Raw genomic sequence first — 24,978 nt, forward strand, 5'->3', positions numbered from 1 at the left:
AGGTGATCGGAAAGCGGTGGGGGGGCCGGTGCCTGCCGGTCGTGGCCGTGCTGGCGCTGGCGGGATGCGGATCGCCCCCGGCAACCCAAATCAGTCCCGGTGCAACGACTTCCGCGCATTCGAACCGGGATCTGTGCACGCGGATGATCGACTTCTTCCACAACACGCTCGGCGTTCCCGAGGTGCAGGTGGCCGAACTCAGCCAGGGCACGATCGACGCTTCGATCGATACCACCGGATCCTGCTACCTGAACCTGCAGCGCCGCGCCCCCTACGTGGCGTGGCTGACGGTCCGCAATATGCACAAGCCGGACCACACCGACCCGATCGGCGCCCGTTACCAGCGCCTGGACGGTTTCGGCGAGGACGTCTGGCGCACCCCGGACGACAGCTATCTGACCCGGGTCGGCACCTGGGAAGGGATGCTGGCGATCGATGACAAGATCGCCGCGACGAGCTCGGTCCCACTGCGGATGACGGACCAGAAGGTCCAGGACACCATCCAATTCCTCATCGCGACCACCCGCGACATGCAATAGCGCCCGCCCCTCCGGAATCCGCCGTCCCTAGGCTGGCGTCATGACCGAGCAACCGCGACTGCGCTATCGACTGATCACCGGGCCCGACGAAGCGACCTTCTGCGAGCGGATCAGCGCACTGCTGGATGAGGGGTATCGATTGCACGGATCACCGGCGGTGACATTCAACGGCACCGCGGTCATCGCCGCGCAGGCGGTGGTGTGGGGCGATGACTGACGGGCTCGAGCCCGTCGCCGATGCGGCGGGCGGCCGCGGACAATTCCGTGAGGTAGTGGCGGCGCTCGGTGCGGGTGACGTCCTCGCGCAGGGGGCCGATCTGTAATTCCATGACCGCGTGGCCGCCGCCGTCGAAAACCGGGGCACTCATATAACTGAGCGGCAGTGTCGCGTCGCTGTCGAAGGTCTGCTGGTCGTAGGCGCTGCCGCCGAAGGTCGCCAGCTGTGCCAGCACCTTGCCCTGCAGGTCCGTGTTTCCCGGATGTTCGGCGAGGTGGTCGGCGACCTCGGAGAGCACCCGGACTCCGGGGAGGCTGTCGCGTTCCAGCCGCCAGGCGCAGTAGCCTGCGGTGCGGAGGGTGTCGAGGACGGCGCGATATTCGTCACGTCGCTCGGCCCCGCGGGTGTCGATCCAATCCCGTTGGCGGGCCGCGCCGGTGTGGGCGATGATCGCGGCGCCGGCCGGCGCCAGCAGCGGAATCCGTACGCCGGACTCCATTCCCACGGTGAGGCGGTCGCGGGTGACGGCGACGAACTTCAGATGGCCGCCGCTGAGCGCGGTCAGCGCCGCACCACAGTCGACGCGATCGGCCAGCCGCGCCAATTCCCGGTCCAGCCAGGCGCGATCGCGCTGCCCCAGCGCGGCGCGCGCCCCGACCGCGGCGAGCCGCTCGCCGAGTTCATAGCGCAGATCGGGCCGCCGGCGCACCCAGCCGCCTTCGGCGAGCGCGGCCAGGATCGCTCCGGTGGTGGACCGGTTCAGGTCCAGGCTGTCGGCGATCTCGGCGGAGGTGAGCGAGTCGTCCTGGGCGGCCAGCAGTTCCACGATGGCGATGACGCGCTGGGTGGGCGGCGAGCTCTCGGTCTTGCCAGTGGGCACGCGGGTCTCCTAGCCTGAGCCGCGGCACAAATAGCCGTACGGCTGAATACGAATAATTGCACCGAGGAGCAGGGCATGGCAACCACCGGGGTGAAGGGTTGATCGCGGATTTCGCCGACCACTGGCTGCTGTACTGCTCCATCCCGCTCGTCGCCGCCCTCATCGGCTGGGTGACCAAGATCGTCGCCGTGCAGATGCTGATGTATCCGCTCGAATTCAAGGGCATCCCACCGTGGCTGGGCTGGCAGGGCGTCATTCCACGCTCCGCGCCGCGCATGGCGACCATCGCGGTGGATCTCATGTTCGGCAAGCTCATCTATCCGCAGGACATCATCGCCCGCATCGATGTCGCCGAGCTGACCACGCGGCTGCGCGAACCCCTCGACGCCGGTGTCGATTACATGGTCCGCGCCATGATGATGAAGCATCAGCCCCGGCTCTGGGTGAACATGCCCGACGCCGCCCAGCGCGCCATCATCGAACGCGCGCAACGGGATCTGCCGCAGCTGATCGCGGACATCGTCTACGACCTGCGCACCAATATCGACCAGGTGATGGATCTGCGCGGCATGGCCATCAGCGCACTGGTGGACGACAAGTCGCTGCTGGTGGAGATGGTGCGCCGGGTGGGCCGCAACGAGCTGCGCTTCATCGTCCGCTCGGGCCTGATCTTCGGCACGGTGCTGGGCTTCGTGCAGATGATCACCTGGGCGCTCACCCACTCCCCGCTGCTCATGCCCGCTTTCGGCGGTTTCACCGGATTGATCACCGACTGGCTGGCGCTGCAGATGATCTTCCGTCCGATCCGTCCGATCGGTATTGGACCGTTCAAGTGGCAGGGCCTGTTCCACAAGCGCCGGGAGCAGGTCTGCACCGACTACGGCGATCTCATCGCCACCGAGATCCTCACCCCCGCACGCATTCTCGAGGCCGTCCTCAATGGCGAGCGTGCCGACCGGTTGGCATCTCTCCTGAGCCGGCACGCCAGCGAGTTCCTCGAACTGCAGACCGGCCCGGCCCGCCCGCTCATGATGATGGTCGCGCGCGACAGCTACACCGCCCTGGAACGCGATGCGGTCACCTTCGTGCTCGATCACGTCAAGGCCGCCGCGCACTCCGGTTTCGATCAGCACGCCATCGAGGCCCTGGATGTGCGCAACCTCGTCATCGAGAAGACGAAGCAACTCACCGACGACGAGTACGAGGGCCTGCTGCGCCCGGCGTTCAAACAGGACGAATGGAAGCTGGTGGCCATCGGTGCGGTACTCGGGTTCCTGGTCGGCGAACTCCAGGTTCACCTGATTCTGGGGTGAGCCCGCTGATTTCGGCGGACATTCCGGACCTCGTTCCCCCTCGGCGGCGTCGGGTTGGTCGTACGATGGGGACTCGCGCACAAAACCGCTCGTAGCACCGAATTCGCATGCTACGCAGGCCGTCCGTCATGGCGAAGTGCCACGCAGGGTCGGTGACGTTGCGGCGAGTCTCCTCAAATTGCGATGTTTGCGAAGCCGAATCGGTACCATCCTGCACGTGCGCAAGATGTATGCGGGCGCCCGACTACGGCGGTTGCGCGAGGAACGGCGGATGACCCAGGCGGCCTTGGCCAAATCCCTGGACCTGTCGCCCAGCTACCTCAACCAGCTCGAACGTGATCAGCGGCCGCTCACCATTCCCGTGCTACTGAAACTGAATTCCACCTTCGACCTCGATGTGCAGTTCTTCGCCGCGGACTCCGACGCGCGGCTGGTCTCGGACCTGCACGAGATCCTGGTGGAGGCCGCGGGCGGCAATGCCGCGCCGGTGGCCGAGGTCGAGGACCTGGCCACCCGCATGCCCGAGGTCGCGAAAATCGTTGTGGCCATGCACCGCCGACTACGTGCCGCGACCGACCAGTTGGATCTCTTGTCCTCCAAGGTGGCCACCCCCACCGGCGCGCCCGGCGTCCCCATGCCCTACGAGGACGTGCGCGACTTCTTCTACGATCACCACAATCACATCGCCCAGCTGGATCTCGCGGCCGAGCGGCTGTTCGAGGAGAGCGGGCTCACCATCGGCTCCCTCGACCGGCAGCTGGCCCGGGTCGCGGAGGAACGCGCCGGGGTCACCGTCCTGGTCCGCGGCGACGGCGCCGATCCGAACATCCCCAAGCGCCACTACGAACCCGAGACCCGCACCCTCACCCTGGCCCGGCGGCTGCGGCCCGGGCAGCGGGCCTTCCAGATCGCCACCACCCTGGCCTTCCTGCTGCACGGCGGCCTGCTCGACGAGGTTCTCGACGAAAGTCCCGCGCTCACCGGCGAATCCCGCACCCTGGCCCGGATCGGGCTGGCCAACTACTTCGCCGGCGCGCTCGTCCTGCCGTACAGCAAGTTCCTGCGCTCGGCCGAGGAGCTGCACTACGACATCGACCTGCTGAGCCTGCGCTTCGAGGTCGGCTTCGAGACCGTCTGCCATCGGCTCAGCACCCTGCAGCGGCAGGGCCAGCGCGGGGTACCGTTCTTCCTGATCCGCACCGATCGCGCGGGCAATATCTCGAAACGCCAGTCCGCCACCGCCTTCCACTTCTCCCGGGTGGGTGGCAGCTGCCCGCTGTGGGTGGTGCACGAGGCGTTCAACCATCCCGGCCGCATGCTGTCCCAGATCGCCGCCATGCCCGACGGGCGGCGCTACCTGTGGGTGGCCCGCACCACCGCGCCCACCCCGACCGGATTCGGCACGGCCGGAAAGGAATTCGCCATCGGGCTGGGCTGCGACATCGAATACGCCGACCGGCTGGTGTATTCGCGCAGCCTGGAGCTGGACGATCCGGCCGCGGCCGCGCCCATCGGCGCGGGCTGCAAGGTGTGCGAGCGCCCCGGCTGCGCCCAGCGCGCCTTCCCGCAGATCGGGCGGCCGCTGGCGATCAGCGAGCACACCAGTTCGGATCTGCCGTATCCCCGTCTGCCCCGCTGAGATTCCCGCATACCGCGCCGAGCGCCCGCCCGGCTACCGCCGAGTTCCCCGGTAGCACCGCGCCTTCCGATGCCCTCGGCGGGCCGGTGTCCGTCGCGCACCCATCGTCGCTGGTGAAAGCCCTGACGCTGCTCAGCAACTCCTTTTATCCATTGTGGATATCCACTCCGCCCCATGGCATTAAATACCGAAAGGTATTGAATACTGTCTAGTATTCTTTATTTCGGACCCGGGAGAATGATGAGTTACCCGGATTGATCCGGCGTTTGCCGCCCATCACGAGCAGATCATGTGTAGCGTCTGGATTTGCTGGAATTCTCTCCTGAAAAAAACGTGGCGCAGTGGTCGGTATCGACGGATGCCTCAAACGCATCATGGACATTCCCGGTGCATGCAGCGTAACCCTGGTAGACGGCGCGAGCGGCCTGGCCATTGCCGCGGCGGGGCGCCACGATGTGGTCGATCAACACGAAGACGCCGCTGCGGCAACCGATGTCGTGCGCTCCGTGCTCACCTCCCCGGCACTGGTCACCGGCCGCGCCGGCGACGACATCACCGAGATCATCGTCTGCGGAACCCAGGGATATCACCTGCTGAATTTGATCGACGGCGATTTCGACGGACGGCTTTTCGTGCACATCCTCTTCGACGGTGACACCGGCAATCTCGCCATGGCGCGATACCAGCTGCGGGCAATTCTTGCCGAATTTGCCGAGGACGATCATGGACAGTGAACTCGTCCTCGAACTACGGCGGCTGGAGCAGCAATGCGGCACCGGCGCACTCACCGTGGGCGACGGCGCATTTCATCTCGTCGAGGGCGCGATCGTGGCCGCCGAATGCCGGCGCACCACCGGGCTGGACCGGATGGCGGTGACGGCCGGCCTGACCGATGCCGAGGGCTGGCGGCGCGCCCGCGCGGCCGCGGCCGGCGGGCCACGGCCGGGCCCGGCCGGCGGGCTACTGACGAGCCTTCGCCTGGAAACCCTTGCGCTGCTGTCGGTCTTCGACGCCGCCTACATGTTGCTGGCCGCGCCCGGGCCGCTGGAATTCCGGGCCGGGCCGCCACACTGGCTGGCCGCCGCCTGCCGCATCACCCCGGGCGCGCTCCTGCACGAATGCGCCCGGCGCGGCGACCCGGCCGCGGGCGAGTGGCCGGTGGAACTGGTCGACCGGGTCGCCGTGGTGCCGGTGCGGCGGGTCCGGCGGCGGCGCGTCGTACTCACCGGCGGCCAGGCCGAGGTGCTCGCCGCCGTCGACGCCCGGCACAGCATCACCGCCATCGCCGAGGAACTGGGCCGCACCACCTACGGCTGTCTGCTGGCGGTGCGCGAACTCACCGCGGCCGGACTGATCGAGCCGCCGGTCATGGTCACCCTCGCCGACCACATCGGCCTGCCGGCCCCGCCCGACGCCGGCGGCCGCCCCGATCCCGGTGACCGCACCGGCGCGCGCCACCGTGCCGCGGAACCGGCCGTCCCGGCCCAGCCCGCAAGCGCGGCAGCCGATTCCATGCCCCCGCTGCGCCGCCGCATCCGGCAGGCCGCGGCGGTCACCGTCCCCGACCGCTGGGAGCCGCCCGACCGGGACGTGCTCATACGACTGCGGGCAGCACTGGAGGAACTGGCATGACCGCGGCCGGTGCACCCGGTGGGAGACAACGGGCACAACCGCTCGGCGAACGGATAGGGAGGCGGCCTTGGAGGAGCACGCGTGACCGCGCGGAAGAGGCGGCTCGGTGAATTGATAGGAAGGTTGACCAAAGTGGCGATGTCCGGCCCAGAACCGAACACGCAGGTACTCAACGAGCTGAAGTCGCTGCGGGACCGGGTGCCGCAGCTGACGGGCACACTGGTGGCGTCCACCGACGGGCTGCTCATCGCGCACGATCTGCCCGCGCACATCGAGCCCGCGGGCATGGCCGCGCTCACCGCCGCCCAGCTCTCGCTCTCCCACCGGCTTTCGGCCACCGCGCACGGCGGCGGCTTCCACGAGGTGGTGGTGCACGGCGAAACCGGGGACGTGGTGATCTACGCGGTCGGCTGGACCGCCTCGCTCACCGTGCTCGCCCGTCCGGGCGCGAATATCGGCCGCCTGCACCTGGAATCACGGCCCGCCGCCCGCGCCATCGCCGACCACCTCGCGGCGGTGACCGGGGAGGCCGACCCCACCCAGACCCTCAACCCCAAGTGATAACACCGATTGAAAGGAAAACCCATGTCCAACATGGATATCGCACTGAAGGACATGATGGTGATCGACGGCGCCATCGGCGCGGCCGTGGTCGACTACAACAGCGGCATGGCGCTCGGCATGCTCGGCAGTTCCAAGGCGCTGGATCTCCAGATCGCCGCGGCCGGCAATACCGAGGTGGTCAGAGCCAAGATGCGCACCATCGATCAACTGGGCATCAAAGAGAACATCGAGGACATCCTCATCACCCTCAGCGGCCAGTACCACGTCATCCGGCCGATGACCGGCCGTAAATCCAAGGGCCTGTTCCTCTATCTCGCCCTGGACCGCGGCCGCGCCAACCTGGCCATGGCCCGGCACCGCCTCAAGGGCATCGAGGAGGACCTCGAAGTGTGAGAATCCGCCCGGCAGCATCCCTGTTCGCCCGTACGGACGGCATCGCCGAATTCCGTGCGGGCGAACGTGTCTGTACCCATGGCGAGCCGTCGATCTTGAATCCCCATGACGGGTCACCGATTTGCAATCGATCGGGCGCGCACCCAGCGGCTACCCGGTAGTGTGAACACCGTCGAACAATCGGTCATCCGGCCGTCTCCGGACCCCGTGTTCGCATTCGTTCAGCCGATGCCAGACGGCGCTGTCCCGCATCGTGGACCCCGGCTGCTCTTCCTCGCCTCGCGTCCGACCCGACCTGTGAAAGGACGAAAGGAACCGCCCTCATGATCACCCAGGCAGATCTGCCCGCTGGACTCCAACTGCGGACGAGCGCGGCCGGCGGCCCCCATGGCAGCTGCGTCCAGGTCGGCTACTGGCCCGGCCGCGGCATCGTGGTCGCGCACAGCAAGGAAGGCAGCAACGGCGCGGTGCTGCTCTTCACGGTCCGGGAGTGGGAAGCCTTCATCCAGGGCGTGAAGGCCGACGAATTCCCCGCCGCCGGCTGACTTTCCGGACGCGCCGCACCCACCCGTCCGCCATCGGTACTCGAGACCGGCCGGTCCCGCGGAATGCGACGGCGGGGGTGGGAACGGGTTAGGTTCGGTGGCTGTGGCGTTCGAATACCGGGTTGGCGACATCCTCGAGCTGTCCTGTCCGTTCACCGCGGCGCGGGTAACCGAGGTGACGGCGAACGACGTCTTCGTCGAATGGCCGTGGTGGGCCGTGGATCCGGCGAGCGACGGAGTGCGGTGGAACGGCGTGGTGGCGGTGGCGGCCGGGCCGGACGCGCCCGGATGGGAACGGGAAGTGTTCCGGATCCAGCCCGCCGCCGGGGAACTCGCTGCCGAGGCCGACTGCCGCATCGGGATTCCGCCGACCGTCGTCCACGTCGCCGCCGTGCGGCACTTCGATCCACCGCGCGTGACGGGGTGGCTGCCGCGGCCGCGGCGGGAGGTCGTCTACCTGCGCGCGGGACAGTCCTTCGATCCGGAGCTCGACGATCAGGGCGCCGCGTTCGACCCCGAGGACGACATCCCCCGGCGCGTCGAATTACGGTTCCGCCCATACGCCTTCCTGGAGATCGGCGACGAGGTCGCCGACGCCGGCGGGTGCGTGTGGCGCTTCGGCGGACCCTGGACCTGGCAGCCGTTCGACGGGACCGAGCCCGGCCGGCCCACCTGGCCGCTGCTGCTGCTCACCCGCGACGGCGACAGCGATGACGCGGCCGCGGTCGACGTCACCGAGGCCACGCTCACCGGTTCGCACGACGAAGAACTCGCCCGGTGGAACGAACTGGCGCAGCTGACCCCGGAGCCCACGGACGGCTGAGCCGTCAGGACTTGGCCAGATACTCCAGGCGTTCGCCGTCCACGGCCGCGCGCATCATGCTCGCCAGGCCGGGATGGTTCCGCAGGCCCGGATCGGACTCGACGATCTCACGCGCCAGCTGCTGTGCGGCCGTGATGACTTCGAGGTCGTCGAGCAGCGACAGCAGGCGCAGGCTGCGGGCCGTGCCCGACTGCGCCGAGCCCAGCACATCGCCCTCGCGGCGCTGCCGCAGATCCAGCACGGCCAGTTCGAAGCCGTCGGTGGTGCCCGCGACCGCCTCCAACCGGGCCATGGCCGTTCCCATCGGATTGGTCTCGGTGATGAGCAGGCACAGGCCCGCATGCTTGCCCCGGCCGACGCGGCCGCGCAGCTGATGCAGCTGGCTCACGCCGAAACGATCCGCGTCCACGATCACCATGACCGTGGCATTCGGGACGTCGACACCGACCTCGACCACCGTGGTGCACACCAGCACATCGATCTCGGCGTCATTGAAGGCGCGCATGACGCGGTCCTTCTCATCGGCCGGCAGCCGACCGTGCAGCAGGCCCACCCGCAGCTCCTTGAAGGCCCCGGAGCCGAGCATCTCGTACATGTCGACCGCCGAGTGGGTGGTCGGCCCCTCCTTCTCCTCCTCGGCTTTCGCCTTGCGGCCCTTGCCCTTTCCGTTCTCCTCCTCGTCGCCGATGCGCGAGCACACCACATAGGCCTGACGCCCCTGCGCCACCTCCTCGCCGATGCGCTCCCACGCCCGATCCACCCACGCCGGTTTCACCTTGGCGGGAACGACTTTCGAGGTGATCGGGGAGCGGCCGCGCGGAAGCTGGGTCAGCACCGAGGTTTCCAGATCGCCCAGCGTGGTCATGGCGATGGTGCGCGGAATCGGGGTGGCCGTCATGACCAGCAGGTGCGGGCTGGCGGCGTCCTTGGCCTTGGCGCGCAGGGCATCCCGCTGCTCCACGCCGAAACGATGCTGCTCGTCGACCACCACCATGCCCAGATCGAAGAACTCCACATTGTCCTGGATCAGGGCGTGCGTGCCGATCACCAGGCCCGCCTCGCCGGTGACCGCGTCCAGCAGGGCCGCCTTCTTCTGGCCCGCCGACATGGAGCCGGTCACCAGCACCACCTTGGTGGCCTGGTCGGCCGCGCCCAGCTCCCCCGCGTTCCCGAGATCGCCGAGCATCTTCGTCAAGGACCGATAGTGCTGCGCCGCAAGAACTTCCGTTGGCGCGAGCAGCGCGCACTGCTGGCCGTTGTCCACCACCTGCAGCATGGCGTGCAGGGCCACGATGGTCTTGCCCGAACCCACCTCACCCTGGAGCAGCCGGTGCATGGGATGGCTGCGCGACAGGTCGGCGGAGATCTCGTCGATGACCGTGCGCTGCCCCTCGGTCAGCTCGAACGGCAGCCGCTTGTCGAAGGCGGCCGCGATGCCGTCGGTGCGCGGCGGGCACGACTTGGCCGCCCGGCCCTCCACCTGATGGCGGCGCTCGGCCAGCACCAGCTGCAGGGCCATCGCCTCGTCGAAACGCAAACGGCCGCGGGCGGCTTCGATATCGGCCTTGTGCTCGGGTAGGTGGATCAGGCGCAGCGCGTCGGAGACCGGCAACAGCGCGCGCTCGGTCCGCAGCGCTTCCGGCAGCGGATCGTCGATGGGGTCGAGCTGGTCGAGCACCTGGCGGATGCAGCGCAGCAGATCCCAGCTCTGCACCTTGGCGGTCGCCGGGTACACCGGGATGAATTCGCGCTCGAAGAACGAGACATCCACTCCCCCCGCGCCTTTCGCGCTCTGCGCCAGGCCGCGCAGCGCACCGCCGCCGCGCACCGTGGTGAGGCTCTCGATCGACCCGTCACCCTTTTCCGGCAGGATCAGATAGTCCGGGTGCGAGAGGTTCCAGCGGTCGGGCCGCCACCAGTGCACGGTGCCCGACATCATCGCCCGCACACCCTCTTTCACCAGATAGCGCACCTTGTCGCCATTGAAGAAGGTGATCTCCACCGGGCGCGCGCCACCGGTGTCCAGGTTCACCTTGAGCAGGCTGCCGCGCCGATTCTTCATGGGCCGCAGCTCGGTCTTGGTGATCCGCCCCATCACCGTGATGTGCTGACCCTCCTCGGGCGCCTCCTCGGTGAGCGGCTGCCCCTGGGTGGCGTAGCGCAGCGGATAGTGCCGTAGCAGGTCCTCCACGGTCTGCATGTCGAAGTGCTCCTGCAGCCCCTCGGCCGCCTTCACCCCGAGCACGTGGTCGAGCCGATCCGCCAGTGTCGCCATCTATTCCACCCCGATCTGCACCAGGTCACCGGCCTGCCCGCCCGGGTACACCACCACTTCCACACCCGGGAAACCCGCGGCCACATGCCCGGCCAGATCAGCGGAAAGCCCTTCCGGCGCATCGCATCCGATGAGCATGGTCACCAATTCACCGCCCAGCCCGAGCATCCGGTCCAGCAGCGTGCGCCCCGCCGCCCGCACATCCGGATCGATCACCACCACATCGTGGCCCACCAGGCCGAGCCCGTCCCCCGCCTCGCACATCCCCACCATGGTCAGCGCCCGCTCCGGCGCCATTCGCAAAGCCCCCCATCGTGTCCCGGCCGCCGCCTCCGACATGGCGAAGGCGTCGTCCGCCGCGGCCCGCCCCGTATCGTGCATGGCCAGCGCCGCCAGCCCCTGCACCATCGACCCGCACGGCAGCATCAGCACCTCCCGCTGCCCGTCCCGCGCCGCCACACTCACCGCCACCAGCTCGTGCGCGGGTAGCGCTCCGTTCGGCAGCACCAGTACCTCCCGCTGCCGGACCGCGCGAATCGCTTCGAGGAGCACGTCCGCCGTCACGTCGCCCTCCAGCACCACAGCGCCCGCGTCCTCGAACAGCCGCACCGCACCCGCCCCGGCCGCCACCGCCAGAATCGCCCGATCCGTCCCGCCGGGGGCATGGGTGGACACGGTCAGCGTCTCGATACGAATCCCGCTCAGCGCCCCCGTCTCGAGCCCGGCCTCGACCGCCGCCCCCGCATCGGCGCAGTGCACGTGCGCCGACCAGGTCTGCGACCCGTCACCCACGACGACCACCGAATCCCCCAGCGCGCCGAGCCGATCCCGCAGGGCGCCGATCCGCTCCTCGTCGGTCCCGCGCACCAGGAACATGACCTCGTAGTGCGGCGCGGCCACCCCCGCCCGGCCGAACGATCCGCTCGCAGCCGAATTCGCCACCGCGACAACCGGATTCGATGCCGCTCCGGCAGCTGTCCCGAGCCCCGCGCCCGGAGCGTCCGCGTCGAGCTCGCCCGTGGCGCTCACCCCGTGTTGTTCCGGTGCGCCGCGCCGGTAAGCCGGTCGCGCCGGCGCGCTCCCACCGGCCGCCGCCACCAATTCGTCCAGCAGCACCAGCAATCCGCGCGCCCCGGCGTCCACCACCCCGGCCTCGCGCAGTACCCCCAGTTGGGTGGGCGTCTCCCCCAACGCCTTGGCCGCTCCATCGGCCGCCGCCAGCGCCACCGCGACCAGATCCCGCTCCGAACAGTCGGCAGCCCGCTCGGCAGCCCGCTCCAGCACCGTGAGCATGGTCCCCTCGACCGGCGAACTCAGCGCCTCCCGTACCAGCCGCGCGGCCTGCCGTAACGCCTCCCGCAGCGCCTGCTCCGTCAGCGGCCCCGCGGCCACCGCGTCCGCTATCCCGCGTAGCACCTGGGACAGGATGATCCCCGAGTTGCCCCGCGCTCCGATGGTCGCCGCTCTGGCCATGGCCGTGGCAACCGCCCGAGCGGACAGCTCCGGCTCGTTCGTACGCACTGCCGGCTCGTTCGTGCGCACCCCTGGTTCGTTCGTGCGCACTGCCTCGGCACCGCTGACGGCTGCCCGCATGGTGCTGAGCAGATTGGTGCCGGTGTCGGAGTCGGCGACGGGGAAGACATTGAGGGCGTTGATCTCGTCCCGGTGGCGTTCCAGGGCGGTCAGGGCGAGCCGGCCCCACCTCAGCAGGGCAGTTCCATCCAGGCCCTCGTGACCGTCGAACGCGTCCGCTACCCCGGGCACCGTCACCGTCCTCTCGCGTCGTGGAATCCCGGCCGCCAGCCTAGTCGGGGCAACCGACACCACGCCGCCACCTGGCATTCGTACGCCGCACACGGAACCGTGCCCGGGGGCTGATTGGACACGCCCGGGCGGGGTTGGCTACTCTTGTGCGGTTGCCTCACGCAGGCACGGTCCTGCCCTCTCAGGTATCGGCCCGCGTTCACCAGCAATTTGCTGGTAGGTACGTCCAAGACATCAGGCTTTCGGACACGCTGTGCACCGTGCAGCGCGTCCCACTATGACATGAAGGAGCTCGCGACTATGGCTGCCGTCTGTGACGTCTGCGCCAAGGGCCCCGGCTTCGGTAAGTCGGTTTCGCACTCGCACCGGCGCACCAACCGTCGCTGGAACCCGAACATCCAGACCGTGCGCGCCCAGGTTGCCCCCGGCAACACCCGCCGCATGAACGTCTGCACCTCCTGCCTGAAGGCGGGCAAGGTCGTTCGCGGCTGAATCAGTTTTTCCACAGAAGCCCCGGCACCCGGAATTGGGTGATCCGGGGCTTTTGTCTGCAGTGGGAGGACGCATGAGCGAATGGCGGGTGGTCCCGCTCGGGGCCGAGCACGCCCACAGTCTCGGCGCCTGCCACGTCGCCTGCTGGCGTGAGGCGTATCAGGGCCTGATCCCCCAGCACGTGCTGGATGCCTTCGATGTGGATCGGCGCGCCGCGGCCTGGGACCGGGTCCGGGTGAAGTATCCGGGGCACGTGTGGGTCGCCGTCGTCGACGACACCGTCGTCGGATTCGCGGCCGCCGGCCCCGCGGCCGAGGAGAACTCGCCCACGCCACGGGAACTCAATGCCATGTATGTGCGTGCCGCCTACTACGGCACCGGCCTCGCCGACGAGCTGATGCGCACGGTGCTGCCGGACGACGCCGAAACCTCACTCTGGGTGTTCGAGGAGAACCCTCGCGCGCAGGCCTTCTACAAGAAGTACGGCTTCGAACTCGACGGGGAACGCCGAGTCGAAGCCTTCAGTCCCGCAATGCAGGTGCGGATGGTGCGCCGGGCGCCGCGCGACGAGGACCGGCGCCCGACGCCCGGGATCACGCCGCGCCGTTGATGCAGTCCACCTGCTGGCTGATCGACTGCACCACGCACGCCAGGCGCGAGGTCACGTTCGACGACAGGCCGCTCACGCTGTTGGTGTCGAGCAGGCTGCCGACCGGGGTGACCGTGGTGGTCTTCGCATCGGGGACGTACGGGTCCAGCGTCAACGGCTCGGCGTTCGCGGCGGCCGGGGCCGCGGCCAGCGCCGCACCCGCGGCCAGCGCGACGAAAACACCACGGGCAGTCTTCTTCTGCATACACATGCTCCTGAATCAGGTAACGGATCAGCGCTACGGCAGACGCCAGTCCACCGGCGCGGCCCCTAGGGTACCCAGCAATTCGTTGGTTCGGGAGAAAGGCCGAGAACCGAAGAATCCTCGTGAAGCCGACAGCGGTGAGGGATGAACGGATTCGATGTACGGAGTGCTGCCCAGCATGGGCTTCAATGTCGAGGCGTCGCGGCCCCACAGAATCGCCACCAGCGGCTGGTCCCGGGCCACGAGCGCGCGAATTGCCTGCTCGGTCACCGCTTCCCAGCCCTTGCCGCGATGCGAGGCCGGCTGGCCCGGCTGCACGGTCAGCACTCGGTTCAGCATCAGCACCCCCTGATCGCACCACGGCGACAGATCACCGTTGGACGGTGTCGGGAAGCCGAGATCCTTGGAGTACTCCGAGTAGATGTTCGACAGGCTGCGCGGAATGGGCGAAACATCCGGAGCCACCGAGAAACTCAGCCCCACCGGATGGCCCGGAGTCGGATACGGATCCTGGCCGACGATGAGGACCCGTACCTTGTCGAACGGCCGCTGGAAGGCCCGCAGCACGTTCTCCCCCTTCGGGAGATAGCCACGCCCCTCGGCGTTTTCGGTTCGCAGGAATTCACCCATCGCGGCAATGCGGTCGGTCACCGGCTCGAGGGCCTCGGCCCAGCCCGTATCGATGACTTCCGACAGTGGTTTCGCACCCATGTCGGGAAAACTTATCGTGTCGAGTTTCATTGCGGTACCGGACCCGGCTATGCGAAGGATTCCCAACCGGCCGGTCCGGACCGGAGGGTGCCGTCGACGGTGACGCCCGCGCCTGCGCGGACCTGTCCGATGCGCACCCATCCCTCCGGCAAATCGCCCGAATCGGCGAAAGTCGCTGCGAATGCGTGATCCTCGCCGCCCGCCAGAATCCAGTCGAGGGGGTTGACGCCCAGCGCCTTCCCCACCGCCGCCAGTCCGGGATCGGCCAGCGTCGCCGCCGCCAGATCGATGGCCACACCGGAGGATTCGGCGATATGCCCGAGATCGGCGAGCAGCCCATCCGACACATCGGTCAGCGCGGTGATCTCCGCGGTGTCCGGCAGCTCCAGCACCGCGTCGTACGGCGGCCGCGGAACCCGGTGCGCGGCAACCGCGTCCGCGAACTCGGCGGCGTCGGCCCCGGCCGTCAGCACCGCCAGCCCCGCGGCCGACCAGCCCAGCCTCCCGGCCACCGCCACCACATCGCCCGGCCGCGCACCCGACAGCTTGATGGGCGCGCGGCGTGGATCGCCGAACGCCGTCACCGAAATGATCAGCAGCGGGCTGCGCACCATGTCGCCGCCCGCGATGGAGGCCCCGGCCCGCCCGGCCTCGGCCCACAGGCCGTCCGCCAGCGCGCGCACGAATTCGACCGGGGTGTCCGACGGGCAGCCCAGGCCCACCACGAAGGCGCTGGGCACCGCGCCCATGGCGACCACGTCCGCGGCGTTCTGGGCAATGGCCTTGCGGCCGATATCGTGCGCGCTCGACCAGTCGGTGCGGAAGTGCCGGTCCTGCACCAGCATGTCGGTGGTCACCACGAACCGGCCCTCGGGCGCGGCGATCACCGCCGCGTCGTCGCCCGGACCGAGCAGCACCCCCGGCGTCTGCGTCCGCCCCTGGTTCACCAGCGCGATGAGCCCGAATTCCCCGAGCTCGCCCACGGTGCGGGCGGCCGGAACGGACTGCGGCCTGCTGCTGGCGGTGATGGCGGTCTCCTTCGGGACGAGTGTGATGCGGACGCCTGACCGCTCGACGGTACCCTCGAACCCGCAATCGACGACCAGCAGCCGGGACGCGTGCCCGGCACGCCACGATCGGGGACCGACGACCGGATGAGCAACGACACCCGCGGCACCGAACCGGACACCACGCCGGAGCGCACCGACGCGACCGAAGCCGACGCGGCGAAGCCTGCCGACGCCACGGCGGAGGCCACGGACGCCACGGCGGCGGAGACCGCAGACGCCGCGAAGTCGGAGGACTCGGAGGCTGCGAAGTCGAAGGATTCCGACGCCGTTGAAGAGGCTGCCGCGAGCCAGGACTCGGACGAGGACTATGAGGTCCGCCGCTCGCCGGCTCTCATCGCCACCGCCGTCGCCCTCCCGGTCGCGCTGGTCGTCGGACTGCTCGTCATGGGTGTACTGGCCAATCGTCATCACAGCCGCGACCCGCTGGTGCTGGGCGCCGTGCCCGCGCCCACCGCGTCCGGCCCGGAGTGCACCGCCCTGATGCCCGCGCTGCCCGACAAGATCGGCGACTACACCACCTCCGAGCTGGTGCAGCCCGCGCCGCCCGCCACGCACGCCTGGCAGCTGCCGGACGGCGGCGACGCCATCGTGGTGCGCTGCGGCCTGGATCGGCCGCTGGAATTCGTCAAGTCCTCGAGCATGAACCAGATCCAGACCAGCAAAGCGGTCAATGGCGACTCGGGCGTCAACTGGTTCGAGGTGCGTGACCAGACCAGCGGTGTCACCTCCGGCACCTACTGGGCGGTGGACCGTGGCATCTATATCGCGCTGACCATGCCCGACAATGCCGGACCCGCTCCGCTGCAGGACATTTCGGCGGCCATCCAGCAGACGATCCCGCAGAAGCCGATCGACCCGAACCCGATCCCGAACTGACGGCGGCCGGTCCGGCAGATATATATCTGCCGGTGCTCGCTCCATCCGTCAGAGCTTGCGGAGCGTGGCCTTCCCGGCCGTGAGGTCGATCTCCGCACCCTCGTCCCCGTCGCCCGGGTTCTCCCGGTGCATCAGCACCGACTGCCGCTGCTCCATCTCGTGCCGCTTGGCCGAGTTGAATGCCGCGTCGAACTGCTCCAGGCCGATGGCCGCCGCGCTGCGGTCGCCATCCTCGGCCCGCATCCACGGCAGCGCGGTGCGCCCGGTCACCCTGCGGTAGGCCACATCGGCGAAGGCCACCGCGATGATCAGCAGGGCCAGGCCGGGAATCGTCAGAGCCACGATCACCTGATCGAGGCTACGCCCTGCCCGAGGCGGCCGCCGTCACCCGCAGGTCGCATGCGAACGGCCCGGTCCCTCATCCGAATTGATGAACCGGGCCGCCGGAGATGCGGTCAGCGCAGGCCGGTGCCGCGCGCGCGAGCCGTCTCGATGAGGGTGCTCACCAGCGTCCGGTTGTCGATGCCGGTGGCCTCCCACATGCGCGGGTACATGGAGATGGCGGTGAACCCGGGCATGGTGTTGATCTCGTTGATGACCGGACCGTCGGCGGTCACGAAGAAGTCGACGCGGGCCAGGCCCTGGCAGTCCAGCGCCCGGAAGGCCTGCACCGCCAGTTCCCGGATCTGCTGGGACACATCGTCGTTCAGCTTGGCGGGGACGTCGAACTCGCAGACGTCGTCGAGGTACTTGGTGTCGAAATCGTAGAAGTCGGGCGCCTCGGCGTCGTCCTCGGGCATCCGGATCTCGGCCACCACACTGGCTTCCACCCGGCCGTCCGGGAATTCCAGTACGCCGCACTCGACTTCGCGGCCGACGATGCCGGCCTCCACGATCACCTTCGGGTCGTGGCGGCGCGCGGTCTCGATGGCGGCGTCGAGCTCGTCCCAGCTGTCCACCTTGGTGATGCCGATGGACGACCCGCCGCGGGCGGGCTTCACGAAGACCGGCAGCGCCAGGCGGGCCCGGTCGGCGTCGGTGACCGTCGCCACGCCGGGCCGCAGCACCACCTGCACACCGATCGGAAGACCTTCGGCCGCAAGGAGTTTCTTGGTGAACTCCTTGTCCATCCCGGCCGCGCTGGCCAGCACGCCCGGACCCACATAGGGCAGCTCGGCCAGCTCCAGCAGACCCTGCAGGGTGCCGTCCTCACCGAAGGCGCCGTGCAGCACCGGGAACACCACGTCCACGGCGCCCAGCACGGTGTCGGCGCCGTCCAGCGGCACCAGCGCGCCGCCGCGCGAGGGATCGGCGGTCAGCGCCAGCGCGGTGCCCTGTTCGTCGACCGCGGGTAGCGCCCGATCCTGCGCGGACAGCGCCCGCGGATCCGCGTCGCCGAGCACCCAGGTGCCGTCGCGCGTGATGCCGATCGGAACCGCCTCGTACCGTTCGGGATCGAGGCTCGCCAGCACGGTGCGTGCCGAGACACACGACACCCCGTGCTCGTTGCTGCGGCCGCCGAACACCACCGCCACCCTGGTCCTGTTGGTCATGCCCCGAACCGTACCCGGTCGAATATGGCGGCAGTGTTACACGGTCATCCCGACCAGGGACGGGTCATTCCGATTTCAGGCGGCGACCCTGCAACTGCCCGACCGCCTCGGCCGCCGACAGCCCCTCGTGGCACACCTGGTGCACGGCATTGGTGAGCGGCATTTCCACCCCGTGCGCCGCGGCCAGCGCCCGCACCGATGTGCAGGACTTCACACCCTCCACGACCTGGCCATGAGTGGCGTCCAGCGCGGTCTCCATGGTGCCGCCCGCACCCAGCGCGTGCCCGAAGGAGCGATTGCGCGAGAGCGGCGAGGTGCAGGTGGCCACCAGATCGCCGACACCCGCCAGCCCCGCGAAGGTGACCGGTTCCGCGCCCACGGCCACCCCGAGCCGGATGATCTCGGCCAGCCCGCGGGTGATGAGGGTGGCGATCGAGTTGTCACCCAACCCCATCCCCGAGGCGATACCGCAGGCCAGCGCGATCACGTTCTTGCAGGCGCCGCCGATCTCGCAGCCGATCACATCGGAATTGGTGTAGGGCCGGAAATAGCCGGTGGCGCAGGCGTGCTGGACCGCCTCGGCCCGCGCCACGTCCGGGCAGGCCACCACGGTCGCGGCGGGCTGACCGGCCGCGATCTCGTGCGACAGGTTCGGGCCCGACAGCACCGCGATCCGGCTCGGATCCGCGCCGCTGACCTCCGCGACGACCTGACTCATCCGCAGCAGGGTGCCGGTCTCGATGCCCTTGGCCAGACTCAGCAGCGTGGCGTCGGCCGGGATGAGGTCCTTCCAGGCCGCGAGATTGGCGCGCAGCGACTGCGAGGGCACCGCCAGCACCACGATGTCGGCACCGTCCAGCGCGACCGCGGGATCATCGGTCGCGGCCAGGGGCGGCAACGCCACATCGGGCAGATACCAGGGATTGCGATGCTCGGTGGCAAGCACTTTGGCCACCTCCGGCCGTCGAGCCCACACGATGGTCTCGGTTCCCGCCTCCGCCAACACCTTCGCGAACGCGGTCCCCCACGACCCCGCGCCCAACACCGCTGCCCTTGCCATCTGCTCAATATATGCGTGTGTGATCGGAGCCATGCCGTTGTGGCATCTCCTGGAATTCGACGCCGCTCACACGGCCGTCATCTTGGAGTGGGAGGATTCGGGCATGCGCGCGGCCGGAGCGGAGCGGAGGGCACAGTGAACACAGCCGTGCACGCGGTCATCGCGGTCAAGAGTCTCGGACTCGCCAAGAGTCGGTTGTCCGATGGGCTGCCCGCGCATCAGCGGCCGCGCCTGGTGCTGGCCATGTTGTCGGACACGGTGACCGCCGCGGCCGCCGCCCGCGGGGTCGCCTCGGTGACGGTGGTGACCCCGGATCCGGCGGTCGCCGATCTGGTGCGCGACCTGGGCGCGACGGTCCATCCCGAACCCGCCGCGATCCCGCCGCACACCAGCGGACTGAACGCCGCCCTGGCCGCTGGCGCGGCCGCGGTGCGAAAGGCCCACGGCCCGGTCGATCTGCTTGCCCTGCAAGCGGATCTGCCCGCGCTGCGCCCGGCCGAACTCTGCGACATGCTGGCGAGCACCGGGCATCAGCGCTCGGTGGTCGCCGATCACGAGGGCAGCGGCACCGTCGCCCTGCTGGTGCGCGGCGGATCCGCCGCGCTGAACCCGCTTTTCGGTCCGGACTCCGCCCGCCGTCACATCGCCGGCGGCGCGGTGGAGTTGCTGGGCAACTGGCCCGGGCTGCGGCAGGACGTCGACACCGCCGCGGATCTCGAGCGCGCCGCCGCGCTCGGGGTCGGGACGGCCACCGGCGCGCTGTTGCGTGAAATCGGCGTGTCGCAGGCGTGTCGAGCAACCGAAGATCTGCGACGAGCTGGGTCCTCACTGTGCTGACGCGGCGTGATCTGCGCTGCAATGGATGGTGCCAGTTCGGCACCCCACCCGCGACATAAGGAATGATCGTGAGAGTGAGCGATACGGATACCGTCAAGCAATCGCCGCTACTACCGGCGGCGCCGCCCGCGGCAACCACACCGCCCACCGCCATAGCGCCGCTCCCGGCGGACCGCTACGTCAATCGGGAACTCAGCTGGCTCGATTTCAACGCCCGCGTCCTCGCCCTCGCCGAGGACCATTCCCAGCCGCTGCTCGAGCGCGCCAAATTCCTCGCCATTTTCGCCTCGAATCTGGACGAGTTCTACATGGTCCGGGTGGCCGGTCTGAAGCGCCGCGCGGAAACCGGACTGTCGGTGCGGTCCGCCGACGGCCTCTCCCCCACCGAGCAGCTCGAGATGATCGCCGTGCGCACCCAGGAGATCGGTGAGCGCCACGCCCGCGTCTTCCTGGACCAGGTGCTGCCCGCGCTGACCGCCGAGGGCATCGCCATCATCCGCTGGGCCGACCTGGAGGACACCGAGCGGCAGCGCCTGTCCGGATATTTCCAGGATCAGGTCTTCCCGGTGCTGACCCCGCTGGCGGTCGACCCGGCCCACCCGTTCCCCTACATCAGTGGCCTGAGCCTGAATCTCGCCGTGACGGTGAAGGATTCGGTCACCGGCGGTGAGCACTTCGCCCGGGTCAAGGTGCCCGACAATGTGGATCGCTTCGTCCGGGTCCGCAGGGTCGCGACCGGCAATACCGCCTCGAGCCGCGATTCCGCTGCGGCACAAGGCCCCTCCCTGGCCGCCTTCCTCCCCATGGAGGAGCTGATCGCGGCGCATCTGGATCAGCTGTTCCCGGGAATGGAAGTGGTGGAACAGCATTCGTTCCGGATCACCCGCAATGCCGACCTGGAGGTCGAGGAGGACCGCGACGAGGACCTGCTGCAGGCTCTGGAGCGCGAACTCGCCCGCCGCCGCTTCGGATCCCCGGTGCGGCTGGAAGTCTCCGACGACATGACCGAGCACATGCTCGATCTGCTGCTGCGCGAACTCGACGTGGACCCGGCCGATGTCATCCAGGTGCCCGGCCTGCTCGACCTGTCCTGCCTGTGGCAGGTCTACGGCGTGGACCGCCCCATCCTCAAGGACGCCCCCTACGTCCCGGCCACCCCGCCGGCGTTCGGCGAACGCGAAACGCCCCGAAACGTTTTCGCCGCCCTGCGCGAGAACGACGTGCTGGTGCACCACCCCTACGACTCCTTCTCCACCAGCGTGCAGCGGTTCATCGAGCAGGCCGCCGCCGACCCGCAGGTGCTGGCCATCAAGCAGACCCTGTACCGCACCTCGGGTGACTCCCCCATCGTCAACGCGCTCATCGACGCCGCCGAGGCGGGCAAGCAGGTGGTCGCGCTGGTCGAGATCAAGGCCCGCTTCGACGAGCAGGCCAATATCAAATGGGCGCGGGCGCTGGAGCAGGCCGGCGTGCACGTGGTCTACGGCCTGGTCGGGCTCAAGACCCACTGCAAGACCTGCCTGGTGGTGCGGCGCGAGGGTGCCACCATCCGTCGCTACTGCCACATCGGCACCGGTAATTACAATCCCAAGACCGCACGCCTGTACGAGGACGTCGGATTGCTCACGGCCGCACCGGAGATCGGCGCGGACCTCACCGACCTGTTCAACTCGCTGACCGGGTACTCGCGAAAGGCCAACTACCGCAACCTGCTGGTCGCCCCGACCGGCGTGCGCGCGGGCATCGTCGAACGCATCGAGCGTGAGGTCGAGCTGGCCTCGCAGGGCGAACCGGCGCGAATCCGGCTGAAGGCCAACGCCATCGTCGACGAGCAGATCATCGACGCCCTCTACCGCGCCTCCCAGGCCGGGGTGCCGGTCGACATCGTGGTGCGCGGCATCTGCGGGCTGCGGCCCGGGGTGGCGGGTATGAGCGAGAACATCCGGGTGCGCTCGATTCTCGGCCGCTTCCTGGAACATTCGCGTGTTCTGCACTTCCAGGCGCAGAACGAATACTGGATCGGCAGCGCCGACATGATGCATCGCAACCTGGACCGGCGCGTGGAAGTGCTGGCGCAGGTGAAGGATCCGAAGCTGACCGAGCAACTGGGCCAGGTGTTCGACTCCGCGCTGCACCCGGCCACCCGCTGCTGGGTGCTGCAGGCCGACGGCAGCTGGGCCGCCCAGCCCGGACCCGACGTCCCCGGCGATCAGATCCGCGATCACCAGGAGCACCTGATGCGGCTGCGACGTCCGGTGCACCAGTGAGCCCAGCCCACTTCGATCCTGCCGCCGATTTCGCCGATCCCCGCGTCGCCGCCAATATTCTGGCGGCGGGCGCGGTGCTGTGGCGTCCGGCGGCGGATGGCGCGCTCGAGATCGCCCTGGTGCACCGGCCCAAATACGACGACTGGTCGCTGCCCAAGGGGAAATTGGATCCCGGTGAGACGCCGGTGGTCACGGCCGTGCGCGAGGTGGCCGAGGAAACGGGCCTGAATTCGCGCCTGGGCCGCTATCTGGGCCACGTGACGTATCCGGTGACCGGGCATCGCAAGCTCAAGCGAGTGGACTACTGGGCCGCCCGGGTCCTGGACGGGGAGTTCGAATCCAATCTGGAGGTCGACGCCCTGGACTGGCGCCGTCTCGACACCGTGATGGACGCCCTGTCCTATCCCATGGACCGCAGCATCGTCCGGAACTTCCTGCGCCAGCCCGCCGAAACCGCCACCCTGCTGCTGGTGCGGCACGCCAAGGCCGGTCGTAGCGACCGTTTCGCCGGTGACGACGATCTGCGCCCGCTCGAAAAGGCCGGTCGCTCACAGGCTCGCGCCCTGGTGCCGAACCTGCTCGCCTTCGGCGCGGCCGAAATCCTCTCCGCCCCACCGGACCGCTGTGTCCAAACTGTGACCCCGCTGGCGGAAAAGCTGGGCGTGGACGTGGAACTCGAACCGCTGTTCTCCGAATCCGGTTATGCGGCAGCACCCGATGCCGCCCGCAAACGCGCCCGCGACCTGGTCTCCGCCGACACCGTGCGGGTGATCTCCAGTCAGGGCAAGGTGATTCCGGATCTGCTGGAGTGGTGGGCCGCCGCCGACGGCATCAGCCTGCCACCGGCCCGCAATCGCAAGGGCAGCGTCTGGGTGCTGTCCTTCCACGACGGCCGTCTGATCGCGGCCGACCATCTCGACCGCGCTCTCACCCCGGCCGATCTCCCCCGGGGCTGACGGCTTTCCGGCCCGTCGGCGGGCGCTTTTTCCCCGCCGGCCGACGGCCCGGCCCGGCGAGAACCCTTGGAACGTCGCTGTACCGGCCCCTGTCCGGCCGAATCCATCCGGCGCACTGCCGATTTCCGCCGGGCGTACTGCCGATTCCAGCCTGGCACACTGCCGATTCCAGCCCCCATCGAACCCCCAACCCACCCCCCCACACACATGCGAGACGGCCCGGCGATGCCGGGCCGTCTCACGTGTTGTCCTGCTCGAAAACCCCCGTCAGCGACGGGTTGTGGCCTCGCTACCGGCGAGCGGTGCGCTTGGCCGCGGTCTTCTTGGCGGGAGCCTTCTTGGCCGTCTTCTTGGCGGCGGCCTTCGAAGCGGTGGCCTTGGTGGCCTTCTTGGCGACCGTGGTCTTCTTGGCAGCGGTGGCCTTGGCCGGGGTCTTCTTCGCGACCGTCTTCTTCGCCACCGTCTTCTTGGCCGTGGCCTTCTTGGCGGGCGCCTTCGAGGCGGCCTTCTTGGCCGTGGTCTTGGCCGGCGCCTTGGTGGCGGCCTTCTTGGCCGTCTTCTTGGCGGTGGTCTTCTTGGCGGTGGTCTTACCCGAAACCGGGGCGGCCACACCGCGCTTCACGGCCGGGCCGCTCGAAGCGATCTTCTGCTTGCCGGCAATGATCGCCTTGAACTGAGCGCCGGGACGGAACGCCGGCACCGAAGTCGGCTTTACCTTGACGGTTTCGCCGGTGCGCGGGTTACGAGCGACCCGGGCGGCCCGCTTACGCTGTTCGAAGACACCGAATCCGGTGATGGTGACGCTCTGACCTTTGTTCACAGCACGCACGATCGTGTCGACCATCTGCTCGACTGCAGCAGTAGCGGTGCGCCTGTCAGTACCCAACTTCTCGGTCAGAACATCGATCAGTTCCGCCTTGTTCATTGAATCCTCCGCAGACTAATGGCCCGTCGTCGGACCGACTAGGTACCACGGTAAACCCTTTCCGGGCAAGAGTCTATGTGCCACGCGGAAATACATGACGCATGGCACACGCTCAGCTACCTGGTTTGAGGGGGTTCAGCTAACGCCCATCAATGATTACGTCTGCGAAATACGGGCCGGAATGGTGGCGGGTTTCCAAGTCGGCCTTGCGTTTTCGAACCGGTCGATCTCATCACTGTGCCGCAGAGTGAGCCCGATGTCGTCCAGCCCTTCCAGCAGGCGCCACCGGGTGTAGTCGTCAATATCGAACGGCAACACGACCGTTCCGGCCGAGACGGTTCGCGCCTCGAGGTCCACCGCCAATTCCAAACCCGGCTGTTCCTCGAGCAACTTCCAGAGCAATTCCACATCGCTCTGCGCCATCCGGGCCGTCAGAAGCCCGTCCTTACCCGCGTTCCCGCGGAAGATGTCGGCGAAGCGAGACGAGATCACCACCCGGAACCCGTAGTCCTTCAAGGCCCAAACGGCGTGCTCACGTGAGGATCCGGTACCAAAATCCGGACCAGCGACCAGCACACTACCCCGGTTGAAGGGCTCAGTGTTCAGAATGAAGTTCGGATCCGTCCGCCACGCCGCGAACAGGCCGTCCTCGAAACCCGTTCGGGTAACGCGCTTCAGATACACCGCCGGGATGATCTGGTCGGTGTCGACATTGGATCGGCGCAACGGAACGCCGATCCCCTTGTGGACCTTGAAGGCTTCCATCGGTGATTCTCCTGAGTCTGTGGGGGCA

The 24,978-nt window shown here is 68.7% G+C and carries 27 protein-coding genes; 16 read left to right on the plus strand and 11 right to left on the minus strand.

Annotated elements, in window-relative coordinates; all coding sequences use genetic code 11:
* Nucleotides 1-143: 143 nt before the first annotated feature.
* Nucleotides 144-539 carry a hypothetical protein gene (locus ACFXHE_RS25270; protein ID WP_379386804.1) on the plus strand — a complete coding sequence of 132 codons (396 nt, stop codon included), beginning with the start codon at nucleotides 144-146 and terminating at the stop codon, nucleotides 537-539.
* Nucleotides 540-579: 40 nt separating this feature from the next.
* On the plus strand, nucleotides 580-756 hold the full coding sequence (locus ACFXHE_RS25275) for a DUF1737 domain-containing protein (RefSeq protein WP_379386805.1): 177 nt from the start codon (nucleotides 580-582) through the stop codon (nucleotides 754-756).
* On the opposite strand, the gene ACFXHE_RS25280 is transcribed toward ACFXHE_RS25275, so the two are convergent.
* Nucleotides 719-1,636, minus strand: a complete 918-nt coding sequence (locus ACFXHE_RS25280) for a helix-turn-helix domain-containing protein (protein ID WP_379386807.1) — start codon at nucleotides 1,634-1,636, stop codon at nucleotides 719-721. The two genes, ACFXHE_RS25275 and ACFXHE_RS25280, sit on opposite strands and share 38 nt — an antisense overlap.
* Before the next feature lie 98 nt (nucleotides 1,637-1,734).
* On the opposite strand from ACFXHE_RS25280, the gene ACFXHE_RS25285 reads away from it, so the two are divergent.
* From ACFXHE_RS25285 to ACFXHE_RS25320, 8 genes are all read left to right on the plus strand, one after another.
* Nucleotides 1,735-2,949: a DUF445 domain-containing protein gene (locus tag ACFXHE_RS25285; protein ID WP_379386809.1), complete on the plus strand. Its 1,215-nt coding sequence runs from the start codon at nucleotides 1,735-1,737 to the stop codon at nucleotides 2,947-2,949.
* 217 nt (nucleotides 2,950-3,166) lie between these two features.
* Complete coding sequence (locus ACFXHE_RS25290) at nucleotides 3,167-4,588, plus strand: short-chain fatty acyl-CoA regulator family protein (protein WP_379386811.1); 1,422 nt, start codon at nucleotides 3,167-3,169, stop codon at nucleotides 4,586-4,588.
* 341 nt (nucleotides 4,589-4,929) lie between these two features.
* Nucleotides 4,930-5,322, plus strand: a complete 393-nt coding sequence (locus ACFXHE_RS25295) for a hypothetical protein (RefSeq protein WP_379386812.1) — start codon at nucleotides 4,930-4,932, stop codon at nucleotides 5,320-5,322.
* On the plus strand, nucleotides 5,312-6,220 hold the full coding sequence (locus ACFXHE_RS25300) for a hypothetical protein (protein ID WP_379386814.1): 909 nt from the start codon (nucleotides 5,312-5,314) through the stop codon (nucleotides 6,218-6,220). Before ACFXHE_RS25295 ends, ACFXHE_RS25300 begins: the two co-directional genes overlap by 11 nt.
* A gap of 138 nt (nucleotides 6,221-6,358) precedes the next feature.
* On the plus strand, nucleotides 6,359-6,781 hold the full coding sequence (locus ACFXHE_RS25305) for a roadblock/LC7 domain-containing protein (protein ID WP_379386816.1): 423 nt from the start codon (nucleotides 6,359-6,361) through the stop codon (nucleotides 6,779-6,781).
* Between the two features lie 24 nt (nucleotides 6,782-6,805).
* Complete coding sequence (locus ACFXHE_RS25310; protein ID WP_379386817.1) at nucleotides 6,806-7,177, plus strand: hypothetical protein; 372 nt, start codon at nucleotides 6,806-6,808, stop codon at nucleotides 7,175-7,177.
* Between the two features lie 323 nt (nucleotides 7,178-7,500).
* On the plus strand, nucleotides 7,501-7,722 hold the full coding sequence (locus ACFXHE_RS25315) for a DUF397 domain-containing protein (RefSeq protein ID WP_379386818.1): 222 nt from the start codon (nucleotides 7,501-7,503) through the stop codon (nucleotides 7,720-7,722).
* Between the two features lie 97 nt (nucleotides 7,723-7,819).
* Nucleotides 7,820-8,545: a hypothetical protein gene (locus ACFXHE_RS25320; RefSeq protein ID WP_379386820.1), complete on the plus strand. Its 726-nt coding sequence runs from the start codon at nucleotides 7,820-7,822 to the stop codon at nucleotides 8,543-8,545.
* Nucleotides 8,546-8,549: 4 nt separating this feature from the next.
* On the opposite strand, the gene recG is transcribed toward ACFXHE_RS25320, so the two are convergent.
* On the minus strand, nucleotides 8,550-10,820 hold the full coding sequence (gene recG / locus ACFXHE_RS25325) for an ATP-dependent DNA helicase RecG (RefSeq protein ID WP_379386822.1): 2,271 nt from the start codon (nucleotides 10,818-10,820) through the stop codon (nucleotides 8,550-8,552).
* A complete protein-coding gene (locus ACFXHE_RS25330) occupies nucleotides 10,821-12,545 on the minus strand; it encodes a DAK2 domain-containing protein (protein ID WP_379386899.1) in 1,725 nt (574 codons plus the stop codon). It abuts the gene before it with no gap.
* 339 nt (nucleotides 12,546-12,884) lie between these two features.
* Between ACFXHE_RS25330 and rpmB the strand changes: the two genes are divergently transcribed.
* Nucleotides 12,885-13,076 (plus strand): 50S ribosomal protein L28, encoded by a 192-nt coding sequence (rpmB, locus tag ACFXHE_RS25335; protein WP_011210730.1) that lies wholly within the window; start codon nucleotides 12,885-12,887, stop codon nucleotides 13,074-13,076.
* Between the two features lie 73 nt (nucleotides 13,077-13,149).
* Complete coding sequence (locus tag ACFXHE_RS25340) at nucleotides 13,150-13,686, plus strand: GNAT family N-acetyltransferase (RefSeq protein ID WP_379386824.1); 537 nt, start codon at nucleotides 13,150-13,152, stop codon at nucleotides 13,684-13,686.
* On the opposite strand, the gene ACFXHE_RS25345 is transcribed toward ACFXHE_RS25340, so the two are convergent.
* Genes ACFXHE_RS25345 through ACFXHE_RS25355 form a run of 3 tightly spaced genes read right to left on the minus strand, consistent with a single transcriptional unit; the run spans nucleotide 13,670 to nucleotide 15,624 of the window.
* On the minus strand, nucleotides 13,670-13,930 hold the full coding sequence (locus ACFXHE_RS25345; RefSeq protein ID WP_356997644.1) for a hypothetical protein: 261 nt from the start codon (nucleotides 13,928-13,930) through the stop codon (nucleotides 13,670-13,672). The genes ACFXHE_RS25340 and ACFXHE_RS25345 overlap by 17 nt on opposite strands.
* Nucleotides 13,931-13,963: 33 nt before the next feature.
* Entirely contained in the window at nucleotides 13,964-14,641 is a 678-nt protein-coding gene (locus ACFXHE_RS25350; RefSeq protein WP_379386826.1) for a uracil-DNA glycosylase, read from the minus strand.
* Nucleotides 14,642-14,688: 47 nt separating this feature from the next.
* Entirely contained in the window at nucleotides 14,689-15,624 is a 936-nt protein-coding gene (locus ACFXHE_RS25355; RefSeq protein WP_379386827.1) for a thiamine-phosphate kinase, read from the minus strand.
* Between the two features lie 171 nt (nucleotides 15,625-15,795).
* On the opposite strand from ACFXHE_RS25355, the gene ACFXHE_RS25360 reads away from it, so the two are divergent.
* Nucleotides 15,796-16,587 carry a DUF3515 domain-containing protein gene (locus ACFXHE_RS25360; RefSeq protein WP_379386829.1) on the plus strand — a complete coding sequence of 264 codons (792 nt, stop codon included), beginning with the start codon at nucleotides 15,796-15,798 and terminating at the stop codon, nucleotides 16,585-16,587.
* Between the two features lie 48 nt (nucleotides 16,588-16,635).
* Here the strand turns inward: ACFXHE_RS25360 and ACFXHE_RS25365 are convergent, their stop codons facing one another.
* The 3 genes from ACFXHE_RS25365 to ACFXHE_RS25375 form a co-directional block, all read right to left on the minus strand.
* Nucleotides 16,636-16,935: a DUF6191 domain-containing protein gene (locus ACFXHE_RS25365; RefSeq protein ID WP_379386830.1), complete on the minus strand. Its 300-nt coding sequence runs from the start codon at nucleotides 16,933-16,935 to the stop codon at nucleotides 16,636-16,638.
* A gap of 107 nt (nucleotides 16,936-17,042) precedes the next feature.
* A complete protein-coding gene (locus ACFXHE_RS25370; RefSeq protein WP_379386832.1) occupies nucleotides 17,043-18,140 on the minus strand; it encodes a D-alanine--D-alanine ligase family protein in 1,098 nt (365 codons plus the stop codon).
* A gap of 64 nt (nucleotides 18,141-18,204) precedes the next feature.
* Nucleotides 18,205-19,200, minus strand: a complete 996-nt coding sequence (locus tag ACFXHE_RS25375; protein ID WP_379386834.1) for an NAD(P)H-dependent glycerol-3-phosphate dehydrogenase — start codon at nucleotides 19,198-19,200, stop codon at nucleotides 18,205-18,207.
* A 135-nt stretch (nucleotides 19,201-19,335) separates the two neighbouring features.
* Here ACFXHE_RS25375 and cofC point away from each other — a divergent pair, with 135 nt between their 5' ends.
* The 3 genes from cofC to ACFXHE_RS25390 all read left to right on the plus strand — a co-directional run bounded on the left by cofC (nucleotide 19,336) and on the right by ACFXHE_RS25390 (nucleotide 23,260).
* Entirely contained in the window at nucleotides 19,336-20,037 is a 702-nt protein-coding gene (cofC, locus tag ACFXHE_RS25380) for a 2-phospho-L-lactate guanylyltransferase (protein ID WP_379386836.1), read from the plus strand.
* 62 nt (nucleotides 20,038-20,099) lie between these two features.
* Nucleotides 20,100-22,304, plus strand: a complete 2,205-nt coding sequence (locus ACFXHE_RS25385) for an RNA degradosome polyphosphate kinase (RefSeq protein WP_379386838.1) — start codon at nucleotides 20,100-20,102, stop codon at nucleotides 22,302-22,304.
* Nucleotides 22,301-23,260 carry an NUDIX domain-containing protein gene (locus ACFXHE_RS25390; protein WP_379386839.1) on the plus strand — a complete coding sequence of 320 codons (960 nt, stop codon included), beginning with the start codon at nucleotides 22,301-22,303 and terminating at the stop codon, nucleotides 23,258-23,260. The genes ACFXHE_RS25385 and ACFXHE_RS25390 overlap by 4 nt, the downstream gene beginning before the upstream one ends.
* Before the next feature lie 289 nt (nucleotides 23,261-23,549).
* Here the strand turns inward: ACFXHE_RS25390 and ACFXHE_RS25395 are convergent, their stop codons facing one another.
* Together ACFXHE_RS25395 and leuD are read right to left on the minus strand one after the other, a co-directional pair.
* Nucleotides 23,550-24,185 (minus strand): HU family DNA-binding protein, encoded by a 636-nt coding sequence (locus ACFXHE_RS25395; RefSeq protein WP_379386841.1) that lies wholly within the window; start codon nucleotides 24,183-24,185, stop codon nucleotides 23,550-23,552.
* A 156-nt stretch (nucleotides 24,186-24,341) separates the two neighbouring features.
* A complete protein-coding gene (gene leuD, locus ACFXHE_RS25400; protein WP_354837884.1) occupies nucleotides 24,342-24,950 on the minus strand; it encodes a 3-isopropylmalate dehydratase small subunit in 609 nt (202 codons plus the stop codon).
* Between the last annotated feature and the right edge of the window lie 28 nt (nucleotides 24,951-24,978).

Origin of the sequence: Nocardia sp. NPDC059229 (genome assembly GCF_042754165.1) — a bacterium.
GTDB lineage: Bacteria > Actinomycetota > Actinomycetes > Mycobacteriales > Mycobacteriaceae > Nocardia.